The organism is Pseudomonas sp. BGA-UO-ETr-WB11, assembly GCF_059567785.1.
In genome coordinates, this window is sequence record NZ_JCAQOS010000007.1 from 466,877 (window position 1) to 484,997 (window position 18,121).

The 18,121-nt window shown below is 59.2% G+C and carries 18 protein-coding genes; 4 read left to right on the plus strand and 14 right to left on the minus strand.

From position 1 onward, the window contains the following. Positions 1-138: 138 nt before the first annotated feature. From AC56DI_RS12935 to AC56DI_RS12975, 9 genes are all read right to left on the minus strand, one after another. Positions 139-948 (minus strand): secretin N-terminal domain-containing protein, encoded by an 810-nt coding sequence (locus AC56DI_RS12935; RefSeq protein WP_496346513.1) that lies wholly within the window; start codon positions 946-948, stop codon positions 139-141. Continuing rightward, positions 945-1,586, minus strand: coding sequence for a DUF7931 domain-containing protein (locus AC56DI_RS12940; protein WP_496346514.1), 642 nt, complete (start codon positions 1,584-1,586; stop codon positions 945-947). Before AC56DI_RS12940 ends, AC56DI_RS12935 begins: the two co-directional genes overlap by 4 nt. A 7-nt stretch (positions 1,587-1,593) precedes the next feature. Further along, on the minus strand, positions 1,594-2,019 hold the full coding sequence (locus AC56DI_RS12945) for a GNAT family N-acetyltransferase (protein WP_324517425.1): 426 nt from the start codon (positions 2,017-2,019) through the stop codon (positions 1,594-1,596). Beyond that, positions 2,012-3,178, minus strand: a complete 1,167-nt coding sequence (locus AC56DI_RS12950; protein WP_324517426.1) for a ribosomal protein uL16 3-hydroxylase — start codon at positions 3,176-3,178, stop codon at positions 2,012-2,014. The genes AC56DI_RS12945 and AC56DI_RS12950 overlap by 8 nt, the downstream gene beginning before the upstream one ends. A 75-nt stretch (positions 3,179-3,253) precedes the next feature. Beyond that, positions 3,254-4,624, minus strand: coding sequence for an adenylosuccinate lyase (gene purB, locus AC56DI_RS12955; RefSeq protein ID WP_496346515.1), 1,371 nt, complete (start codon positions 4,622-4,624; stop codon positions 3,254-3,256). 84 nt (positions 4,625-4,708) lie between these two features. Next, positions 4,709-5,527, minus strand: a complete 819-nt coding sequence (locus AC56DI_RS12960; protein WP_324517865.1) for a DMT family transporter — start codon at positions 5,525-5,527, stop codon at positions 4,709-4,711. 43 nt (positions 5,528-5,570) lie between these two features. Next, positions 5,571-6,191 (minus strand): high frequency lysogenization protein HflD, encoded by a 621-nt coding sequence (gene hflD / locus AC56DI_RS12965; RefSeq protein WP_496346516.1) that lies wholly within the window; start codon positions 6,189-6,191, stop codon positions 5,571-5,573. Beyond that, positions 6,188-7,318, minus strand: a complete 1,131-nt coding sequence (mnmA, locus tag AC56DI_RS12970) for a tRNA 2-thiouridine(34) synthase MnmA (RefSeq protein ID WP_496346517.1) — start codon at positions 7,316-7,318, stop codon at positions 6,188-6,190. Before mnmA ends, hflD begins: the two co-directional genes overlap by 4 nt. Before the next feature lie 68 nt (positions 7,319-7,386). Beyond that, a complete protein-coding gene (locus tag AC56DI_RS12975; RefSeq protein ID WP_496346518.1) occupies positions 7,387-7,833 on the minus strand; it encodes an NUDIX hydrolase in 447 nt (148 codons plus the stop codon). 321 nt (positions 7,834-8,154) lie between these two features. On the opposite strand from AC56DI_RS12975, the gene icd reads away from it, so the two are divergent. Continuing rightward, a complete protein-coding gene (gene icd, locus AC56DI_RS12980; RefSeq protein ID WP_496346519.1) occupies positions 8,155-9,411 on the plus strand; it encodes an NADP-dependent isocitrate dehydrogenase in 1,257 nt (418 codons plus the stop codon). A gap of 68 nt (positions 9,412-9,479) precedes the next feature. Here icd and AC56DI_RS12985 read toward each other — a convergent pair whose 3' ends face one another. Continuing rightward, positions 9,480-9,746: a cold shock domain-containing protein gene (locus tag AC56DI_RS12985; protein WP_496346520.1), complete on the minus strand. Its 267-nt coding sequence runs from the start codon at positions 9,744-9,746 to the stop codon at positions 9,480-9,482. Between the two features lie 229 nt (positions 9,747-9,975). Between AC56DI_RS12985 and clpS the strand changes: the two genes are divergently transcribed. Together clpS and clpA are read left to right on the plus strand one after the other, a co-directional pair. Further along, positions 9,976-10,338, plus strand: a complete 363-nt coding sequence (gene clpS, locus AC56DI_RS12990) for an ATP-dependent Clp protease adapter ClpS (RefSeq protein ID WP_496346521.1) — start codon at positions 9,976-9,978, stop codon at positions 10,336-10,338. A gap of 28 nt (positions 10,339-10,366) precedes the next feature. Continuing rightward, positions 10,367-12,637, plus strand: coding sequence for an ATP-dependent Clp protease ATP-binding subunit ClpA (gene clpA, locus AC56DI_RS12995; protein WP_496346522.1), 2,271 nt, complete (start codon positions 10,367-10,369; stop codon positions 12,635-12,637). 60 nt (positions 12,638-12,697) lie between these two features. Here the strand turns inward: clpA and infA are convergent, their stop codons facing one another. The 4 genes from infA to trxB all read right to left on the minus strand — a co-directional run bounded on the left by infA (position 12,698) and on the right by trxB (position 15,470). Further along, positions 12,698-12,916 (minus strand): translation initiation factor IF-1, encoded by a 219-nt coding sequence (gene infA, locus AC56DI_RS13000; protein ID WP_002553999.1) that lies wholly within the window; start codon positions 12,914-12,916, stop codon positions 12,698-12,700. Between the two features lie 101 nt (positions 12,917-13,017). Next, positions 13,018-13,725 (minus strand): arginyltransferase, encoded by a 708-nt coding sequence (locus AC56DI_RS13005; RefSeq protein WP_496346523.1) that lies wholly within the window; start codon positions 13,723-13,725, stop codon positions 13,018-13,020. A 38-nt stretch (positions 13,726-13,763) separates the two neighbouring features. Next, positions 13,764-14,462, minus strand: coding sequence for a leucyl/phenylalanyl-tRNA--protein transferase (gene aat / locus AC56DI_RS13010; protein ID WP_496346524.1), 699 nt, complete (start codon positions 14,460-14,462; stop codon positions 13,764-13,766). 57 nt (positions 14,463-14,519) lie between these two features. Beyond that, positions 14,520-15,470 (minus strand): thioredoxin-disulfide reductase, encoded by a 951-nt coding sequence (gene trxB, locus AC56DI_RS13015; RefSeq protein WP_496346525.1) that lies wholly within the window; start codon positions 15,468-15,470, stop codon positions 14,520-14,522. Between the two features lie 159 nt (positions 15,471-15,629). On the opposite strand from trxB, the gene ftsK reads away from it, so the two are divergent. Continuing rightward, entirely contained in the window at positions 15,630-18,095 is a 2,466-nt protein-coding gene (ftsK, locus tag AC56DI_RS13020) for a DNA translocase FtsK (protein ID WP_496346526.1), read from the plus strand. The last annotated feature ends 26 nt before the right edge of the window (positions 18,096-18,121 follow it).

The window sequence follows — 18,121 nt, forward strand, 5'->3', positions numbered from 1 at the left end:
CCAGAGGCCCTAAACAGGACCCCAGGCTAGCGGGAGCGGCGCCATGATGCGCCCGAAAACAACCTTCGTCAAATGCTTTGTAGTGCGCAATTCACTGCACTACATAATTGCGCAGGGCGACTCGTCGGTCAGTTTGGCTTAGGGCAAAACCTCGACCTTCAGGCGCAGGGTCATGTCCTGCTGGCCTTGGGTGCTGCGGCGCTGAAGGAAGCCGCTCTGGTCGGTTTGATTGTCTGAGCTGACACCGCCCAGTGTCAGCCATTCGCCGACTCGGCCGCTGACACGGGTGTCGGTGCTCTGGATATCGATGGCGCCACTGTGATTCTGGCTGAGCTTGTCGTTATTGCTGCTGATGCTGACGTGGACAATATCGCCGGTCAGGCTGGCGGTGACATAAAAGCCCTGGGTCACATTACGGTACTGGGTCTGATTGTAGATTTGCCCATACGGACCGGTGGTGGTGCTGGTCAGCGGCACGCTCTGGCCCACCTGGATCAGGGCTGGATAGCCTTCGCTGGCTTGTACCTGCTGGACGCCGCCACTGCGACTGTCGGTGCTGCGGCGGATGATACGTACCTGATCTTGACCGCGAACTTCTCCACGACCGCTTTCAATCTCGACGTTGCCGACACTGGCGGAGCCATTGACGGAATAGCCACGGTCATTTTGTTGGCTGCTGTCGCGGGTATCGACGCTGATCAGCAGGCGTTTGGGCTCGGTGTCCAGTTGGCTGAGCAGAGTGCGCAGCTCGGTAATCTTGGCGGGCGAGGCGTTGACGATCAGTTGGTTGCCATAGGCGCTCACCCGGCCTTCGCTGCCGAGCACCGATTGGGCGACGCTGAGCACTTCGTCGGCGCTGCGGTAGCTGAGGGCGATGGCTTCGGTGGCGGCCTGGGTCGTGAGGCTCAGGCTCAGGAGCAGGCAGGCCAGCAGTGGGCGCAGGGTCATAGCAGAAAACTCCTCAGGTCGGCGTCGCTGATGCTGGTGGCCCAGGCTTGTTCGAATTGGCTTAGGCGCTGGCGGTTGCGTACGGGGTCTTGATACAGAGCGTAGCCAGCAAATTGGCTCAGCTCCGGGCGCAGCAGCAGGCCGCAGTTATCGACCAGTAGGAAGGTGATTTCTTCGTTCGGGTAGTCCGGATGCAGCTTGCGTATCTGGCAACTGCTGGGCAGACGGCGCGCCAGGGTCAGCAGGCGATGGCCATCTTTAATCGCGCGGGAGCTGTCACGTAGAAGAATGCGCAACTGGTTCTTCGGATTGGCCAGCAGGAAGCGGGTGCAGGCCTCCTGGATGCTGCTGTGATGGTAGAGCCAGGGCTCCAGGTCGGAGCTGTACAGGCAGAGTTGGCGCCGGGCCTGTTGCAGCAACGCTAGGGCGTGGCTGCGGGCTTGCTCCGGGGTGCTGAAAGCTTGCAGGTCGCGGTGTTCGCCGAGGGTAAAGGCGGCCGCCTGGATTTCGCTGGGTGGGCTGTTTTGTTGGGCTGGGTTATGGATGGCAAAACGCCCCGGCGACTCAAACTCAATGGCGGGCAGCTCGTGGGCGCCGGGCTCGTCGGTGCTGAGAGGCGGGGCGTCGTGGTTGTTCATGCGATCCTCAGTGGCTGTGGCGCACCATGTCGACATGGGGGATGCCGGCGTCGAGAAATTCGCCGCTGACGACCGCAAAGCCAAAGCGCTCATAGAACGAGCTGGCATGCACCTGCGCGCTGAGCATTTGCTGCTTCAGGCCGCGTTTCTCGGCCTCGCTGATGGCTGCGCGCAACAGCGCATCGCCAACTTTCAGGCCGCGCCAGTCCTTGAGTACCGAAACACGGCCGATATGGCCGTCCGGTAGCAGGCGTGCGGTGCCGATCGGATACTCGCCTTCAAGGGCGAGAAAGTGCACGGCGCTCGCATCGTCAGCATCCCATTCCAGCTCCGGCGGCACTGCTTGTTCGGCTATGAACACCGTCTCGCGAATGCTGCGCAGGGCGGCGTGGTCCTTTTGCCAATCGGCAATGCGGACGTGGATGTCACTCATCAGCAAACTCCAGGCTGCCTTGTTTGACCAGTTCTAGGAGCAGATTACGCCCCTCGTCGTCGGCAAGCCATTGGCCCAGGTTGTCGCTGTGCAGAGCGTCGGCGGCGCAGATCAGTTTCAGTAGTTCGCGCAGGTTGCCGGGCAGCAGGCGACTTTGGCCGCTGGCAAATAGCAGCAGATCGTCGTCAACATCGGACCAGGCTAGGCGGGCGCTGGGGTTGCGCACCAGTACGGCGCCATCTTCGAGGCTGGCGAGCAGGTCGTCTTCTTCCAGTTCCGGGCCGGCAACCAGTTCCGGGTAACGCGGCTCGGTCATGAATTGGCCGAACCAGGTCAGCAGCAGGCGCTCGTCATTCATGTGCTCATTGAGCAGGGCTTTGAGGCGATCCAGGGCGTCGCGCTGGATTTGGTGCGGGTCAGTGCAGGGGACGCTGCCGGCATCGCTGTAGCGCTCTTCGTCGGTCAGGAATTGGCCAAGGAAGTCGGTGAAGTGGGTCAGTACTTCGGCTGCGCTGGGGGCGCGGAAACCCACGGAGTAAGTCATGCAGTCATTCTCGGCGATACCAAAGTGGGCGAGGCGGGGTGGCAGGTAGAGCATGTCGCCGGGTTCCAGTACCCACTCATCGGTCTCGGCAAAGTCAGCGAGGATGCGCAGGTCGGCGTGTTCCAGAATCGGGCTGTCGGCATCGCACATCTGGCCGATTTTCCAGCGGCGTTGGCCGTGGGCTTGCAGCAGGAACACATCGTAGTTGTCGTAGTGGGGGCCGACGCCGCCGCCGGGTGCGGCGTAGCTGATCATCACGTCGTCGATGCGCCAGCTCGGCAGGAAGCGGAAGTGTTCCAGCAGCTCCGAGACTTCCGGCACAAACTGGTCAACCGCCTGAACCAGCAGGGTCCAGTCGCGTTCCGGCAGGGCCTTGAAGTCATCTTCAGTGAAGGGGCCGCGGCGCAGCTCCCAGGGTTGCTGGCCATGCTCGATGACCAGGCGTGCTTCGATTTCGTCTTCCAGTGACAGGCCGGCCAGTTCGTCCGGGGAGACTGGGTTCTCGAAGTCGCTGATGGCTTGGCGGATCAGCAGGGGTTTCTTTTGCCAGTAGTCGCGCAGGAACTCGCGTGCCGTGAGGCCGCCCAGTAGTTGCATGGGAGTGTCAGGATTCATCGCTAAGTCCTTGCCAGGTCATGGCCATAATAAAAAACGCCCGGCACTGCCGGGCGTGCAAAACGTCCAGGCGCTTTAGATGCGCTTGGCTTGCTCGATGGCGTTGCCGATGTAGTTAGCCGGCGTCAGTAGCTTGAGTTCGGCCTTGGCGGCGGCAGGCATGTCCAGACCGTCAATGAAGGTCAGCAGGGCTTCCGGGCTGATGCCTTTGCCGCGAGTCAGCTCTTTGAGCTTCTCGTAGGGGTTCTCGATGGCATAGCGGCGCATGACGGTCTGGATCGGCTCGGCGAGCACTTCCCAGCAAGCATCCAGATCGGCGGCAATGCGCGTCTCGTTCAGCTCCAGTTTGCTGATGCCTTTCAGGGTGGCCTCATACGCCATGATGCTGTGGGCAAAACCCACGCCCAGGTTGCGCAGTACGGTGGAGTCCGTCAGGTCACGCTGCCAGCGCGAGATCGGCAATTTGCTGGCTAGGTGCTGCAGCAGTGCGTTGGCGATGCCCAGGTTGCCTTCGGAGTTTTCGAAGTCGATCGGGTTGACCTTGTGCGGCATGGTCGACGAGCCGATTTCGCCAGCGATGGTGCGCTGCTTGAAGTAGCCGAGGGAGATGTAGCCCCAGATATCGCGATCGAAGTCGATCAGGATGGTGTTGAAGCGAGCGATGGCGTCGAACAGTTCGGCGATGTAGTCGTGCGGTTCGATCTGCGTGGTGTAGGGGTTGAACTGCAGGCCCAGGTCACCTTCGATGAATTGCTTGGCGTTGGCTTCCCAATCGATATCCGGGTAGGCCGACAGGTGCGCATTGTAGTTGCCGACGGCACCGTTGATTTTACCCAGCAGCGGCACGGCAGCTACCTGGGCGATCTGTCGCTCCAGGCGGTAGACCACGTTGGCCAGTTCCTTGCCCAGAGTGGTCGGCGAAGCCGGCTGGCCGTGGGTACGCGAGAGCATCGGCACGGCAGCGAACTTGACGGCCAGTTGGCGGATAGCGTCGGCCGTTTGGCGCATGAGCGGCAGCAACACACCGTCACGGCCTTCACGCAGCATCAGGGCGTGGGACAGGTTGTTGATGTCTTCACTGGTGCAGGCGAAGTGGATGAACTCGCTGATTTTATCCAGCTCTGGCAGCTTGGCTGCTTGTTCCTTGAGCAGGTACTCCACGGCTTTTACGTCGTGGTTGGTGGTGCGCTCGATTTCTTTCACGCGCTCGGCGTGGGCCAGCTCGAAGTTATCGGCCAAGGTGTTGAGCAAGGCGTTGGCTTCGGCTGAGAAGGGCGCCACTTCGGCAATGCCGGTGTGGGCGGCGAGGCGCTGCAACCAGCGCACTTCAACCATGACGCGGAAACGGATCAGGCCGTATTCACTGAAAATGGGGCGCAGGGCGCTGGTTTTGCTGGCGTAACGGCCATCAACGGGGGAAACCGCAGTGAGCGAGGAAAGCTGCATGGGGTGTTCTCGGGCAGTCGGGCGACGAAAAGGGCGCATATCATACATTAAAAATGCAGCTGAGCCCGGACTGGCGCGTTGCCGTCAGTCGCGCCGTCGGGCAATGGACAGCAGGCTGGCCGAGAAAATCAATGCCGCGCCCAGCAGTGAGGCGCTGTCCGGTGTTTCACCCCAGCGCAACCAGGCGATCAGCCCGGCGAAGACAATGGCCAGATAAGCGAACGGTCCGATCACGCCGGGCGGCGCCAGGCTATAGGCCTTGGACATGACAATCTGGCTGGTGGTGGCCAGCAGTCCGACGATCAGCAACAACCAAAGTTCATGACTGTGCAGCGGCTGCCAGGCCCAGATCAGTGGAATCGCCGAGATCAAAGCGCTGAACAAAGAGAAGTAAAACACGATCCGATAAGCAGGTTCGGTGTCGCTCATCTCGCGAATCGAAACAAAAGCAAAGGCCGCCAGCAAGCTCGCAGCCAGGCCAATCATGGCCTGGCTGTCGAGCAGCGCGGCGCTGGGCTTGGCCACCAGTAGCACGCCTGTAAGGCCGATACAGGTGGCGATCAGCATGCGTTTGCTGAGCGACTCCTTGAGCAGCCACCAGGCGATGATCGGGGTGAACACGGGCGCCGAGTAGGTAAACAGCATGGCGTCGGCGAGCGGCAAGTGGGCGATGGCGTAGAAGAAGCAGTACATTGCCGCCAGGCCGTAGGTGGTGCGCCACAGGTGCGACTTGAGGCGCTGAGTGCGTAGCGGCTGAAAGCCTTTGATCAGCACCAGCGGCAGAAAAAACACCACGCCCACCAGGTTGCGAAAGAACACCACAGACTCATTGTTGACGCTGACCGACACCTCGCGAATGGCGACGCCCATCAGCGAAAACAACAGGGCCGACAGCGCCAGCATAGCGGCCCCTTGCAGGGGTTTGACGCTGCGGGTCAGCACGGGCCTAGCCGCGCAGCAAGGGGCGGAGTTCGTTGAGCAACTTTCCCCGACTGAATACCAACTGCCAGCGGTGCCCGCCCAGTTGCCGCCAAAGGCGGGCGGCGCGGATGCCAGTTAGCAGCAAGGCGCGAATCTTGGCGGCGTTGCTCGGTTGCTGCAGGTGGCGCATGTCACCTTGCACCTGAATGCGCTGACTAAAAGTGCTCAGGGTGTCCTGATAGAGGCCGCCGCACGCGGCAATCACGTTGTCATGCACCAGGCCGAAGTGCTGCACTTGTTGCTGGATCTGGTCCAGACGGGAGCCCATGATTTGCAGCATGTCGTCTCTCTTGGCCAGCTTGCGCTCCAGGCCCAATAGCGCCAGGGCGTAACGCAAGGAGTCACGCTGCAGGGTTGATGGGTCGCGCTCCAGGGCGCTGACCAGTGCGCGGTAACCGTCGCGCAGGTTCAGGTCGTCGCCGCCGTAAACATCCAGGGTGTTTTTCGGGTCACGTACCAGCAGGCTGCCGAGCATGCAGCCCAAAGGTGCTTCGCTGACCTGGCCGCTCTTGGCGATTTTATCCACCAGAAAGGCTGCTTCGAAAACGGCGCCGAGAGCGATCAATTGCTCCTGGGTCGGGCTCATGGGCGCTGCTCCGTGAAGCTCCAGGGCTCGGCGGTTTCGATCACGCCGCCACCCAGGCAAATATCGCCGTCATAGAACACCACTGATTGCCCAGGGGTGACGGCGCGTTGTGGGGTGTCGAATACGGCGCGATAGCCCTCGGGGGTTTGCTCCAGGGTGCACTGCTGATCGCTTTGCCGGTAGCGGACTTTGGCCGTCAGTTGGCGGGGCGAGCTGAGGTCTACAGGGTTGACCCAGAATATTTCCGACGCCAACAAGGCGCGGGAAAACAGCCAGGGATGTTCGTTGCCCTGGCCGACGACCAGTACGTTGCGCGCGACGTCTTTGGCGAGCACGTACCAAGGTTCGTCGCTGGCGTCTTTCATTCCGCCAATGCCCAGCCCCTGGCGCTGGCCAATGGTGTGATACATCAAGCCGTGGTGCTGGCCGATCTGTTCGCCGTCGGTGGTTTCAATCACCCCAGGTTGAGCGGGCAGGTATTGCTTGAGGAAGTCGCTGAAGCGCCGTTCGCCAATAAAACAGATGCCGGTGGAGTCTTTCTTCTTTGCGGTGGCCAATTCATATTTTTCGGCGATGGCGCGCACGGCGGGTTTTTCCAGTTCACCAACCGGAAACAGGGTGCGTGCGATCTGGGTGCCGCCAACCGCGTGCAGGAAGTAGCTTTGATCCTTGTTGGGATCGAGGCCCTTGAGCAGTTCGGTGCGTCCGTCGATGTCGCGGCGACGCACATAGTGGCCGGTGGCAATCAGGTCGGCACCGAGCATCAGGGCGTAATCGAGAAAGGCTTTGAACTTGATTTCGCGATTGCAGAGGATGTCCGGGTTCGGCGTGCGTCCGGCTTTGTACTCGGCCAGAAAGTGCTCGAAGACGTTATCCCAGTACTCAGCGGCAAAGTTGGCGGTGTGCAGCTTGATGCCGATGCGGTCGCATACCGCTTGAGCATCGGCCAGGTCATCCATGGCCGTGCAGTAGTCCGTGCCGTCGTCTTCCTCCCAGTTCTTCATGAACAGGCCTTCCACTTGATAGCCTTGCTCCAGTAGCAGCAAGGCAGAGACGGAAGAGTCGACGCCGCCGGACATGCCGACGATTACGCGCTGTGTTGAGGTGTCACGGACTGGATCGGGCATAAGTATTCAGGCGCGGCTATAAGGCAATAAAGGTGGCGATTCTATCAGGCTCGGCACGGCTGCGCTGATCAGCGCGGCGAGCGGATCACGGACAGTGGAAAGTGTTCGCCAGTCAGGTAGTCGTCAATGCACTGCATGACCAGCTCGCTGCGCCAGCGCTCGGGTTGGGCCGCGAGCTCCTCGCGAGTCAGCCATTGCGGGCCAATGATGCCGTGGTCGAGCGCTAAGTCGGGATGGTGGCGAACAGGTTTGGCGGCAAAACAGATGCGCTGATAGGTAATGCCATTGCTGGGCGCGGTGTACAGGTAAATGCCGGTCACCGAGGTCAGTTCGACATCCCAGCCAGTTTCTTCCAGGGTTTCCCTGAGGGCGGCCTGAATGAGACTTTCGTCTGCTTCCAAATGTCCGGCGGGCTGGTTAAATACGGCTTGACCATCGGCGAGCTCTTCAACCATTAGGAAGCGGCCATTGTCTTCAACGATGGTGGCGACGGTGACGTGGGGAGTGAAGCGCATGCGATGCTCCTTGGGCGGGTCGCTGATGGTAGCGCGCACAGGCATGATGGAGCGAGACTCGGTTAAGTGTGCGATGTGCTGCTAGATTCAATCAGGGTCAATTTGTTGCAGTGTGTAGTGCTTTGTAGTTTGGCTACATGCTGACGCCGATAGCCCGTCTTAGGCTGTCGCAATGCAGTAAGAAGTTGGCTTTATAAAGGAAAGTGCGTGACTTTTTGTAGAAAAACTACAAGAATGATTTGCCTTTCCGAGACCAAAAGATCCATCTGCCGCGCCATCCGCGCAGCGGTATGTCAGACCACGAGAACAACGGAGTCCAGCATGGGATACCAAAAGATCCAGGTGCCAGCAGGCGGCGACAAAATCACCGTAAATGCCGACATGTCACTGAATGTACCGAACAATCCGATCATCCCTTTTATCGAAGGTGATGGCATCGGCATTGATATCAGTCCGGTGATGATCAAAGTCGTCGACGCGGCGGTTGCCAAGGCCTACAACGGCGAGCGCAAAATTGCCTGGATGGAAGTTTACGCCGGCGAAAAAGCGACCCAGGTTTACGATCAAGACACCTGGCTGCCGAAAGAAACCCTCGAAGCAGTGCGCGACTATGTCGTGTCGATCAAAGGTCCATTGACCACGCCAGTTGGCGGCGGCATTCGCTCTTTGAACGTGGCCCTGCGCCAAGAGCTCGACCTGTATGTTTGCCTGCGTCCAGTGCGTTGGTTCACCGGCGTGCCAAGCCCGGTGAAAAATCCGCAAGACGTCGACATGACCATCTTCCGTGAGAACTCCGAAGACATCTACGCGGGTATCGAGTGGAAAGCAGGTTCGCCTGAAGCAGAAAAAGTCATTAAGTTCCTCAAAGAGGAAATGGGCGTCAAGAAGATCCGTTTCGATACGGATTGCGGTATCGGCATCAAGCCGGTTTCCAAGCAAGGCACCCAGCGCCTGATGCGCAAAGCGCTGCAGTACGTGGTTGATAACAATCGCGAGTCGCTGACCATCGTGCACAAAGGCAACATCATGAAGTTCACCGAAGGTGCCTTCAAAGATTGGGGCTACGAAATCGCCAAAAACGAATTCGGTGCCGAGTTGCTGGATGGCGGTCCTTGGATGCAGTTCAAGAACCCGAACACCGGCAAGAACGTCGTCGTTAAAGACGCCATCGCCGATGCCATGCTGCAGCAGATTTTGCTGCGTCCGGCCGAATATGACGTGATCGCGACCCTGAACCTGAACGGTGACTACCTGTCTGACGCCTTGGCGGCAGAAGTGGGCGGTATCGGTATTGCTCCGGGCGCCAACCTGTCTGACACCATTGCCATGTTCGAAGCCACTCACGGCACTGCGCCGAAGTATGCTGGCCTGGACAAGGTCAACCCAGGCTCGCTGATTCTCTCTGCCGAGATGATGCTGCGTCACATGGGTTGGACTGAGGCGGCTGACCTGATCATCAAGGGCACCGAAGGCGCGATCACAGCCAAGACTGTGACCTACGACTTCGAGCGTTTGATGGAAGGCGCCAAGCTGATGTCTTGCTCGCAGTTTGGTGATGCGACCATCGCGCACATGTAAGCTGGGCGAAACACAAAAAAGGCCGATCATATGATCGGCCTTTTTTATTGGGTTATTGCCTGGATTTTTCAGGCATTAATAGTACTGGTTGCGGCAGGGCTGGCAATGGTAGCCGGGCTGCGTACGGATGCCGGTGCGCTGATATTGATCGCATGCAGGCCTTTGGGGCCTTGGATAATATCGAAACAAACTACTTGGCCCGCCTTGAGCGTTTTGTAGCCTTCCATCTGAATAGCCGAGAAGTGTGCGAACAGATCTTCATCATCTCGGCCATCGGCCAGGATGAACCCGTAGCCTTTGGCGTTATTGAACCACTTGACCTTGCCGCTAACCATGCCGATATCCCTCTGCAAAGGTCTCCATCACTGGAGTATCATCCATTTTGGCATCGCGCTCCGGTCAGCCGTTTGGCGAGGAGGCGACACACCCGTGCTCAGCGCGTGAGTACAAGTTTGTTGTAACACTGTTTTGCCGTTAGTCAAGGTCATGCGGCAGACGACTGCGAAGTCGTTCAAACTCTGCCTGACATCCCGCTTATTCCACTTGCGAAGCAATCTTTCCAGCATGCATGCACGCAGCCAGATTCGACTAACATTCAATCATGATCATCCCGCCCAGCATGAGGATGATGCATCGGACTTGGCCGTGCAGGAGGCCAAGCCAACATTGCAGGCACCGCCTCTTTATAAGGTGCTGCTGCTGAATGATGACTACACGCCGATGGATTTCGTTGTTGAGGTGCTGGAGGTTTTTTTCAGCCTGAATCGCGAACAGGCAACCAAGATTATGCTGGCTGTCCACACTGAGGGGCGTGCTGTCTGCGGTTTATACACCCGCGATATCGCCGAAACCAAGGCGATGCAGGTCAATCAGTACGCGAGGGAGAGCCAGCATCCGCTACTCTGTGAAATCGAGAAGGACGGTTGATGCCGGCCACTTGGGTAAGAGGTGAAGCATGTTAAATCGAGAGCTCGAAGTTACCCTCAATCTCGCCTTCAAGGAGGCACGCACCAAGCGTCATGAATTCATGACGGTTGAGCATCTATTACTGGCCTTGCTGGACAACGAAGCTGCTGCTTCGGTTCTGCGCGCCTGCGGTGCCAATCTGGACAAGCTCAGGCACGATCTGCGTGAGTTTATTGATTCCACCACACCCCTTATCCCTGCTCACGATGAAGAGCGCGAAACTCAGCCAACGCTTGGGTTTCAGCGTGTCCTGCAGCGTGCTGTTTTCCACGTGCAAAGCTCTGGCAAGCGCGAGGTTACCGGCGCCAATGTGCTGGTGGCGATTTTCAGCGAGCAGGAAAGCCAGGCTGTGTTTCTGCTCAAGCAGCAAAGTGTTGCGCGCATTGATGTGGTCAATTACATCGCCCATGGCATTTCCAAGGTTCCAGGCCATGGCGATGCCCATGATGGCGAGCAAGAAATGCAGGATGAAGAGGGCGCTGACACGGCCTCGTCGAGTAACCCGCTGGATGCCTATGCCACCAACCTTAACGAGTTAGCTCGCCAGGGTCGTATAGATCCGCTGGTTGGGCGCGAGACGGAAGTTGAGCGGGTGGCGCAGATCCTGGCCCGTCGCCGGAAAAACAATCCGTTGCTGGTGGGTGAGGCCGGCGTGGGTAAAACCGCCATTGCTGAGGGGCTGGCCAAGCGCATTGTCGACAATCAGGTGCCGGACCTGCTGGCTCAAAGCGTCGTGTATTCCCTGGATCTGGGCGCATTGCTGGCGGGGACCAAATACCGCGGCGACTTCGAGAAGCGCTTCAAGGCGTTGCTCAATGAGCTGCGCAAGCGTCCTCAGGCGATTCTGTTTATCGATGAAATTCACACCATTATCGGTGCAGGTGCGGCCTCCGGCGGAGTGATGGATGCGTCCAATCTGCTCAAGCCGATGCTCTCCTCGGGTGAGATTCGCTGCATTGGCTCAACCACCTTTCAGGAGTTTCGCGGCATCTTCGAGAAAGACCGGGCCTTGGCGCGGCGCTTTCAAAAGGTGGATGTTAGCGAGCCGTCAGTTGAAGACACCGTGGGCATCCTGCGGGGCTTGCGCGCGCGTTTTGAGCAACACCACCACATCGAGTACAGCGATGAGGCGTTGCGGGCCGCTGCGGAGCTGGCTGCGCGCTACATCAATGATCGGCACATGCCGGACAAGGCCATTGACGTCATCGACGAGGCAGGGGCCTACCAGCGCCTGCAGCCTGAAGCTAAGCGGCTGAAGCGCATCGAGGTGGCCCAGGTTGAAGACATCGTCGCCAAGATCGCGCGGATTCCGCCAAAACATGTCACCAGCTCCGACAAGGAGTTGCTGCGCAACCTAGAACGCGATCTGAAATTGACTGTGTTTGGCCAGGATGCCGCGATCGATTCACTGGCCACCGCGATCAAATTGTCGCGGGCCGGGCTCAAGTCGCCGGATAAGCCGGTGGGTTCGTTCCTCTTTGCTGGGCCAACCGGTGTTGGCAAGACCGAGGCGGCGCGTCAGCTGGCGCGGGCCATGGGTATTGAACTGGTGCGCTTTGACATGTCTGAGTACATGGAGCGGCATACGGTTTCACGCTTGATTGGTGCGCCACCGGGCTACGTCGGCTTTGACCAGGGTGGCCTGTTGACTGAAGCCATCACGAAAATGCCGCACTGTGTGTTGCTGCTCGATGAAATCGAAAAGGCCCATCCGGAAGTCTTCAACCTGCTGTTGCAGGTGATGGATCACGGCACCTTGACCGACAACAATGGCCGCAAGGCGGACTTCCGCAATGTGATTCTGATCATGACCACCAATGCCGGTGCAGAAACTGCAGCGCGGGCGTCGATTGGCTTCACCCATCAGGATCACTCTTCGGATGCCATGGAAGTGATCAAGAAGGGCTTTACGCCGGAGTTCCGTAATCGCCTGGATACCATCATCCAGTTTGGTCGCCTCAACCATGAGGTGATCAAAAGCATCGTCGACAAGTTTCTCACCGAGTTGCAGGCGCAGCTTGAGGACAAACATGTGCAGCTTGAGGTTAGCGACGCTGCGCGCTGCTGGTTGGCGGAGCGTGGTTACGATGCGCAAATGGGCGCCAGGCCGATGGCACGCTTGATTCAGGACAAGATCAAACGTCCGTTGGCGGAAGAGATTCTCTTCGGTGAGCTGGCCGAGCATGGCGGTGTCGTGCATATCGATGTGAGCTCTGGGGAGCTGACTTTCGATTATGAAACGACGGTGGAAATGGCCTGAGGCTTTTTGCCAGGCAATAAAAAACGCCCGGCTAGCCGGGCGTTTTTTATTAGGGCTTGATCAGCGAGCGCGGTAAGTAATGCGGCCTTTGCTCAAGTCATAAGGGGTCAGCTCAACACGAACTTTGTCGCCGGTGAGGATGCGGATGTAATTTTTGCGCATCTTGCCGGAAATGTGCGCAGTAACGACGTGCCCATTTTCCAACTCCACACGGAACATGGTGTTGGGCAGGGTGTCGACGACAGTGCCTTCCATTTCGAAGCTGTCTTCTTTCGACATGCAGTAAAGCCCTCGGTATACAAATGAGTGGCCCGGTGCAACTGGCGCCAGGCAAAAGCGGCGTGCATTGTGCCCGAAAAAGGCCGCGTACGCCAAGGGCTTCAGGTGAGTATCACCCAGCGTTGATTGACAAAGAGTTCAATGGGGCGGTATTGCGTCTTGTAATTCATCTTTCGGCAGTTCTTGATCCAGTAGCCGAGGTAGAGCGCGTGGAGGCCCAGGCGGGCCGTTTCGGCGATTTGCCAGAGGATGGCGTAGCGCCCCAGGCTGCGATGTTCTTCATCTGGATCGTAGAAGGTGTAAACCGCTGATAAGCCGTTGGGTAACACGTCGGTGACCGCCACGGCGAGTAGGCGTCCGTCTAGGCGGAATTCGTAAAAGCGTGAAAAGGGCAGGTCGCGAACCAAAAAAGTCGAAAACTGCTCGCGGTTGGGCGGATACATGTCGCCATCCGCGTGGCGTTGTTCGATGTAGCTGGCGTACAGGTCGTAATATTCTTCACTGAAGGTCGGGCGCGCGGCTTGGACCTGCAGGTCGGCATTGCGGCTGCGGATGCGCCTTTGCTGGCGATTGGGGGTGAAATCGGCTGCGGGTAGACGTGCGGGTACGCAGGCGGAGCAATTCTGACAGTGCGGGCGGTACAAGTGGTCGCCACTGCGGCGGAAACCGACTTCTGACAGTTCGGCATAAACCTGCGCATCCATGGGCTGGCTGGGGTCGAGAAACAGGGTGGTGGCCTGTTCTGTCGGCAGGTAGCTGCAGGGATGGGCTTGAGTGGCATAAAACTTGAGTCGCGCCAACTCGGTCATGGTTAGGTCTCGCGGGATGCGTGCGTTTTAAGTGTATGTCAGCTGGTCGCACCCGACCAGGCACGCCAATTAGCGCTTGTTGGCAGGTCCAGGTCGTTGCGCAAGTGCTCAGCAAAGGCGTCCCGTGAAATGGCGCGGGCACCGAAGCTATGCAAGTGCTGGGTGGGCATCTGGCAGTCGATCAGGCGAAAACCCCAATCTTGCAACTGCCTAACCAGGGTGACAAAGCCCACCTTGGAGGCGTTGTCAGCGCGACTGAACATGGATTCGCCAAAAAACAGCTGGCCCATGGCCAGGCCGTAGAGGCCGCCGACCAGCTCCTCGTCTTGCCAAACCTCGACGGAATGGGCAATACCTTGCTCGTGCAGCTGCAAGTAGGCCGCCTGCATGGGTGTGGTGATCCAGGTGCTGTCGGCATAGGTGCGCGGTGCAGCACAGGCTTGGATCACGCGGCTGAATTGCTGGTCGAGGGTGACCTTGTAGCGCTGTTGGCGCAGGCATTTCTCCAGGCTGCGCGATACGTGCAGTTCCTCAGGGAACAATACGGTGCGCGGGTCGGGGGACCACCAGAGAATCGGCTGGCCATCTTGAAACCAGGGGAAGCAGCCGTGCCGGTATGCTTGAATCAGCCGCGCAGGGCTGAGATCGCCGCCCGCGGCCAACAGCCCATTGGGCTCGCGCAAGGCGCGATTTAGTGGCGGGAAATTCAATGAATCGCGCTGCAGCCAGGTCAGCATGAGGAGGGATGCCAGCAGGGGGAGGGGAGGCGGGCGCCAGGCGCCCGCCGAGACGACTTAATTGTCGTCGAGGAACTTCTCGGCATCCAGTGCCGCCATGCAGCCAGCGCCGGCAGAGGTAATGGCCTGGCGGTAAACGTGGTCAGCCACGTCGCCCGCAGCAAAGACACCTGGGATGGTGGTAGCAGTGGCGTTGCCTTCACTGCCGCCGCGCACGCTCAGGTAGCCGTCGCGCATCTCCAGCTGGTTGACGAACAGCTCGGTGTTGGGCTTGTGGCCGATGGCAATAAACACGCCGGCCAGGGCCAGCTCGGAGGTTTCACCGTTGAGCGTGTCCTTCAGGCGCACGCCGGTAACGCCGCTGGCATCGCCCAGGACTTCGTCGAGGCTCTGGTTCCAGTGCAGGCGCACATTGCCGTTGGCGGCTTTCTCGAACAGCTTGTCCTGGAGAATTTTCTCCGAGCGCAGCTTGTCGCGGCGATGGATCAGGTGCACTTCCTTGGCGATGTTGGCCAGGTACAGGGCTTCCTCAACGGCGGTATTGCCGCCGCCGACCACTGCGACCACCTGGTTGCGATAGAAGAAGCCATCGCAGGTGGCGCAGGCGGAGACACCCTTGCCGGCAAAGGCTTCTTCCGATGGCAGGCCGAGGTACTGGGCCGAGGCGCCAGTGGCAATGATCAGGGCGTCGCAGGTGTAGGTGGCGCTGTCGCCTTTGAGCACGAAAGGACGTTGCTGCAGCTCGGCGGTATGAATGTGGTCGTAAGCGATTTCGGTATCGAAACGCTCAGCATGCTTTTGCATGCGTTCCATCAGTGCCGGGCCGGTCAGGCCTTCAACGTCGCCCGGCCAGTTGTCCACTTCAGTCGTGGTGGTCAGTTGGCCGCCAGCCTGCATGCCGGTGATAACCAGGGGCTTGAGGTTGGCGCGGGCAGCGTACACCGCAGCGGTGTAACCGGCGGGGCCTGAGCCCAGGATGATCAGGCGTGAATGCTTGACTTCGCTCATAAAAAGACCTCATAAGCCTTTGTCACAAAAGAGAATGCGTGCTCCAATTGAGCCGCTCACAGGGGTGCTGGTGGCTATGCTACACCGAAGCGGGAGAGGCCGGCAAAATGCACTGCAGGCGCTTCCGGCGGCATGTCATCACGTCACTAAAGCCGTACAATGCAGCGCAATCGGCGGTCAAACATTGGTCAGGGCCGCCCCAGGCGCAGGAAATTAAGCGTTTTGAAGAACAGCACGACTCCTCCAGCGCAGACGCCCGTTTGGCGTCAGCAGCTGCACTACCGCCTCAAGGAAGGGGCATTGCTTGCGCTCGGCTCGCTTTGCTTGATCCTTTGGATGGCGCTTCTCAGTTACGACAAAAGTGATCGCAGTTGGAGCCACGACAGCAATGTCGCCCAGGTGCAGAACGCTGCCGGCCCCGTTGGCGCCTGGTGTGCCGACATCCTGTTTGTGGCCCTGGGCTATTTCGCCTATCTGTTTCCCCTGTTGCTGGCAGCCAAGACCTGGCAGGTATTCCGCCAGCGCCATCAGGCCTTTGACTGGAGCGGCTGGCTGTTTTCCTGGCGCATGATCGGCCTGGTGTTTCTGGTGCTCTCAGGCTCGGCCCTGGCCTTTATCCACTTCAATAATGGCGGCAATCTGCCGGCATCCGCGGGCGGTGCCTTGGGCGAAAGCCTGGGTCAGCTGGCGCTTGATTCGCTGAACGTGCAAGGCAGCACCTTGCTGTTCATCAGTCTGTTTCTGTTTGGGTTGACCGTGTTCTGCGATTTGTCGTGGTTCAAGGTTATGGATGTGACCGGTAAGATCACCCTCGACTTGTTTGAGCTGATCCACAGCGCCATCAATCGCTGGTGGAACTCTCGCGTTGAGCGCCAGCAATTGGCCACCAAGTTGCGGGAAGTGGATGAGCGCGTCAGCAATATGGCCGCGCCGCTGGACCGTCGCGAGCAGGCCAAGGTCAAAGAGCGCCTGATCGAACGCGAAGAGTCCTTGAGTAAGCACATGAGCGAGCGCGAGAGCCGCCCTGCGCCGGTCATCACCCCGCCAGCTCCGCCGAAAGCCGCCGAACAGAGCAAGCGGGTGCTGAAGGAGAAACAGGCGCCGTTGTTCACCGACAGCGCGGTGGAAGGCAGCTTGCCGCCCATCTCGATCCTGGATGTGGCCGAGAAAGTGCAGAAGAAATTCTCCCCTGAGTCACTGGAAGCCATGTCTCGGCTGCTGGAGATCAAGCTCAAGGAGTTCGGTGTTGAGGTGATGGTCGAGTCGGTGCATCCGGGCCCGGTGATCACCCGTTTCGAGATTCAGTTGGCGCCTGGCATCAAAGTCAGCCGAATTTCCGGCCTGGCCAAGGACTTGGCGCGCTCGATGGCGATCATCAGCGTGCGGGTAGTCGAAGTGATCCCCGGCAAGACCACCGTCGGTATCGAAATCCCCAACGAAGACCGGCAGATCGTGCGCTTCTCCGAAGTGCTGTCTTCGCCGGAGTACGACGAAGCTAAATCGCCAGTCACCCTGGCCCTTGGCCACGATATCGGCGGCCGTCCGGTGATTACCGATCTGGCCAAGATGCCGCACCTGCTGGTGGCGGGTACCACGGGGTCTGGTAAGTCGGTGGGGGTCAACGCGATGATCCTGTCGATCCTGTTCAAGTCCACGCCGGAGCAGGCGCGCTTGATCATGATCGACCCGAAAATGCTTGAACTGTCGATTTACGAGGGCATTCCGCACCTGCTTTGCCCGGTCGTCACCGACATGAAAGAGGCGGCCAACGCCCTGCGCTGGAGCGTCGCCGAGATGGAGCGGCGCTACAAGCTGATGTCGAAGATGGGCGTGCGTAACTTGGCCGGCTTCAACCGCAAGGTCAAAGACGCTGAGGAAGCCGGCACGCCGTTGAGCGATCCGCTGTACAAGCGCGAAAGCATTCACGACGAAGCGCCGCTGCTGAAAACCCTGCCGACCATCGTGGTAGTGGTCGACGAATTTGCCGACATGATGATGATCGTCGGCAAGAAGGTTGAAGAACTGATCGCGCGGATCGCACAAAAGGCGCGGGCTGCCGGTATTCACCTGATTCTCGCCACCCAGCGCCCGTCGGTGGATGTGATCACTGGTTTGATTAAGGCCAACATTCCCACCCGTATGGCCTTCCAGGTCTCCAGCAAGATCGACTCGCGCACCATCCTCGACCAGGGCGGCGCCGAACAACTGCTCGGCCATGGCGACATGCTGTACCTGCCGCCGGGCACTGGCTTGCCGATTCGTGTGCATGGCGCGTTTGTCTCCGATGAAGAAGTTCATCGCGTGGTTGAGGCCTGGAAACTGCGCGGCTCGCCGGACTATATCGAAGACATTCTGGCTGGCGTGGAAGAGTCCGGCAGTGGCTTTGACGGTGGCGGCAGTGGCGAGGGCGGTGAGGGTAGCGAGTCTGATCCGCTCTATGACGAGGCCGTCAACTTTGTGTTGGAAAGTCGCCGTGCATCGATTTCCGCTGTGCAGCGTAAATTGAAGATCGGCTACAACCGCGCCGCACGCATGGTCGAAGCCATGGAAATGGCCGGTGTGGTGACTTCAATGAACACAAACGGCTCCCGTGAGGTCATAGCACCGAGTCCGGTTCGCGACTGATTTTAGTTTTCTCACTCCAAGAGGAT

Coding starts and splice junctions, on each gene's coding strand:
- aat (WP_496346524.1), bottom strand. CDS start 14,462: ATGCTGACCTGGCTGCAGCGCGATTCATTGAATTTCCCGCCACTAAAT.
- AC56DI_RS12975 (WP_496346518.1), bottom strand. CDS start 7,833: ATGCGCTTCACTCCCCACGTCACCGTCGCCACCATCGTTGAAGACAAT.
- AC56DI_RS12945 (WP_324517425.1), bottom strand. CDS start 2,019: ATGAGTGACATCCACGTCCGCATTGCCGATTGGCAAAAGGACCACGCC.
- AC56DI_RS12935 (WP_496346513.1), bottom strand. CDS start 948: ATGACCCTGCGCCCACTGCTGGCCTGCCTGCTCCTGAGCCTGAGCCTC.
- icd (WP_496346519.1), top strand. CDS start 8,155: ATGGGATACCAAAAGATCCAGGTGCCAGCAGGCGGCGACAAAATCACC.
- AC56DI_RS13005 (WP_496346523.1), bottom strand. CDS start 13,725: ATGACCGAGTTGGCGCGACTCAAGTTTTATGCCACTCAAGCCCATCCC.
- trxB (WP_496346525.1), bottom strand. CDS start 15,470: ATGAGCGAAGTCAAGCATTCACGCCTGATCATCCTGGGCTCAGGCCCC.
- infA (WP_002553999.1), bottom strand. CDS start 12,916: ATGTCGAAAGAAGACAGCTTCGAAATGGAAGGCACTGTCGTCGACACC.
- AC56DI_RS12950 (WP_324517426.1), bottom strand. CDS start 3,178: ATGAATCCTGACACTCCCATGCAACTACTGGGCGGCCTCACGGCACGC.
- clpS (WP_496346521.1), top strand. CDS start 9,976: ATGCATGCACGCAGCCAGATTCGACTAACATTCAATCATGATCATCCC.
- purB (WP_496346515.1), bottom strand. CDS start 4,624: ATGCAGCTTTCCTCGCTCACTGCGGTTTCCCCCGTTGATGGCCGTTAC.
- hflD (WP_496346516.1), bottom strand. CDS start 6,191: ATGAGCCCGACCCAGGAGCAATTGATCGCTCTCGGCGCCGTTTTCGAA.
- AC56DI_RS12960 (WP_324517865.1), bottom strand. CDS start 5,527: ATGCTGGCGCTGTCGGCCCTGTTGTTTTCGCTGATGGGCGTCGCCATT.
- ftsK (WP_496346526.1), top strand. CDS start 15,630: ATGCAGCGCAATCGGCGGTCAAACATTGGTCAGGGCCGCCCCAGGCGC.
- AC56DI_RS12985 (WP_496346520.1), bottom strand. CDS start 9,746: ATGGTTAGCGGCAAGGTCAAGTGGTTCAATAACGCCAAAGGCTACGGG.
- AC56DI_RS12940 (WP_496346514.1), bottom strand. CDS start 1,586: ATGAACAACCACGACGCCCCGCCTCTCAGCACCGACGAGCCCGGCGCC.
- mnmA (WP_496346517.1), bottom strand. CDS start 7,318: ATGCCCGATCCAGTCCGTGACACCTCAACACAGCGCGTAATCGTCGGC.
- clpA (WP_496346522.1), top strand. CDS start 10,367: ATGTTAAATCGAGAGCTCGAAGTTACCCTCAATCTCGCCTTCAAGGAG.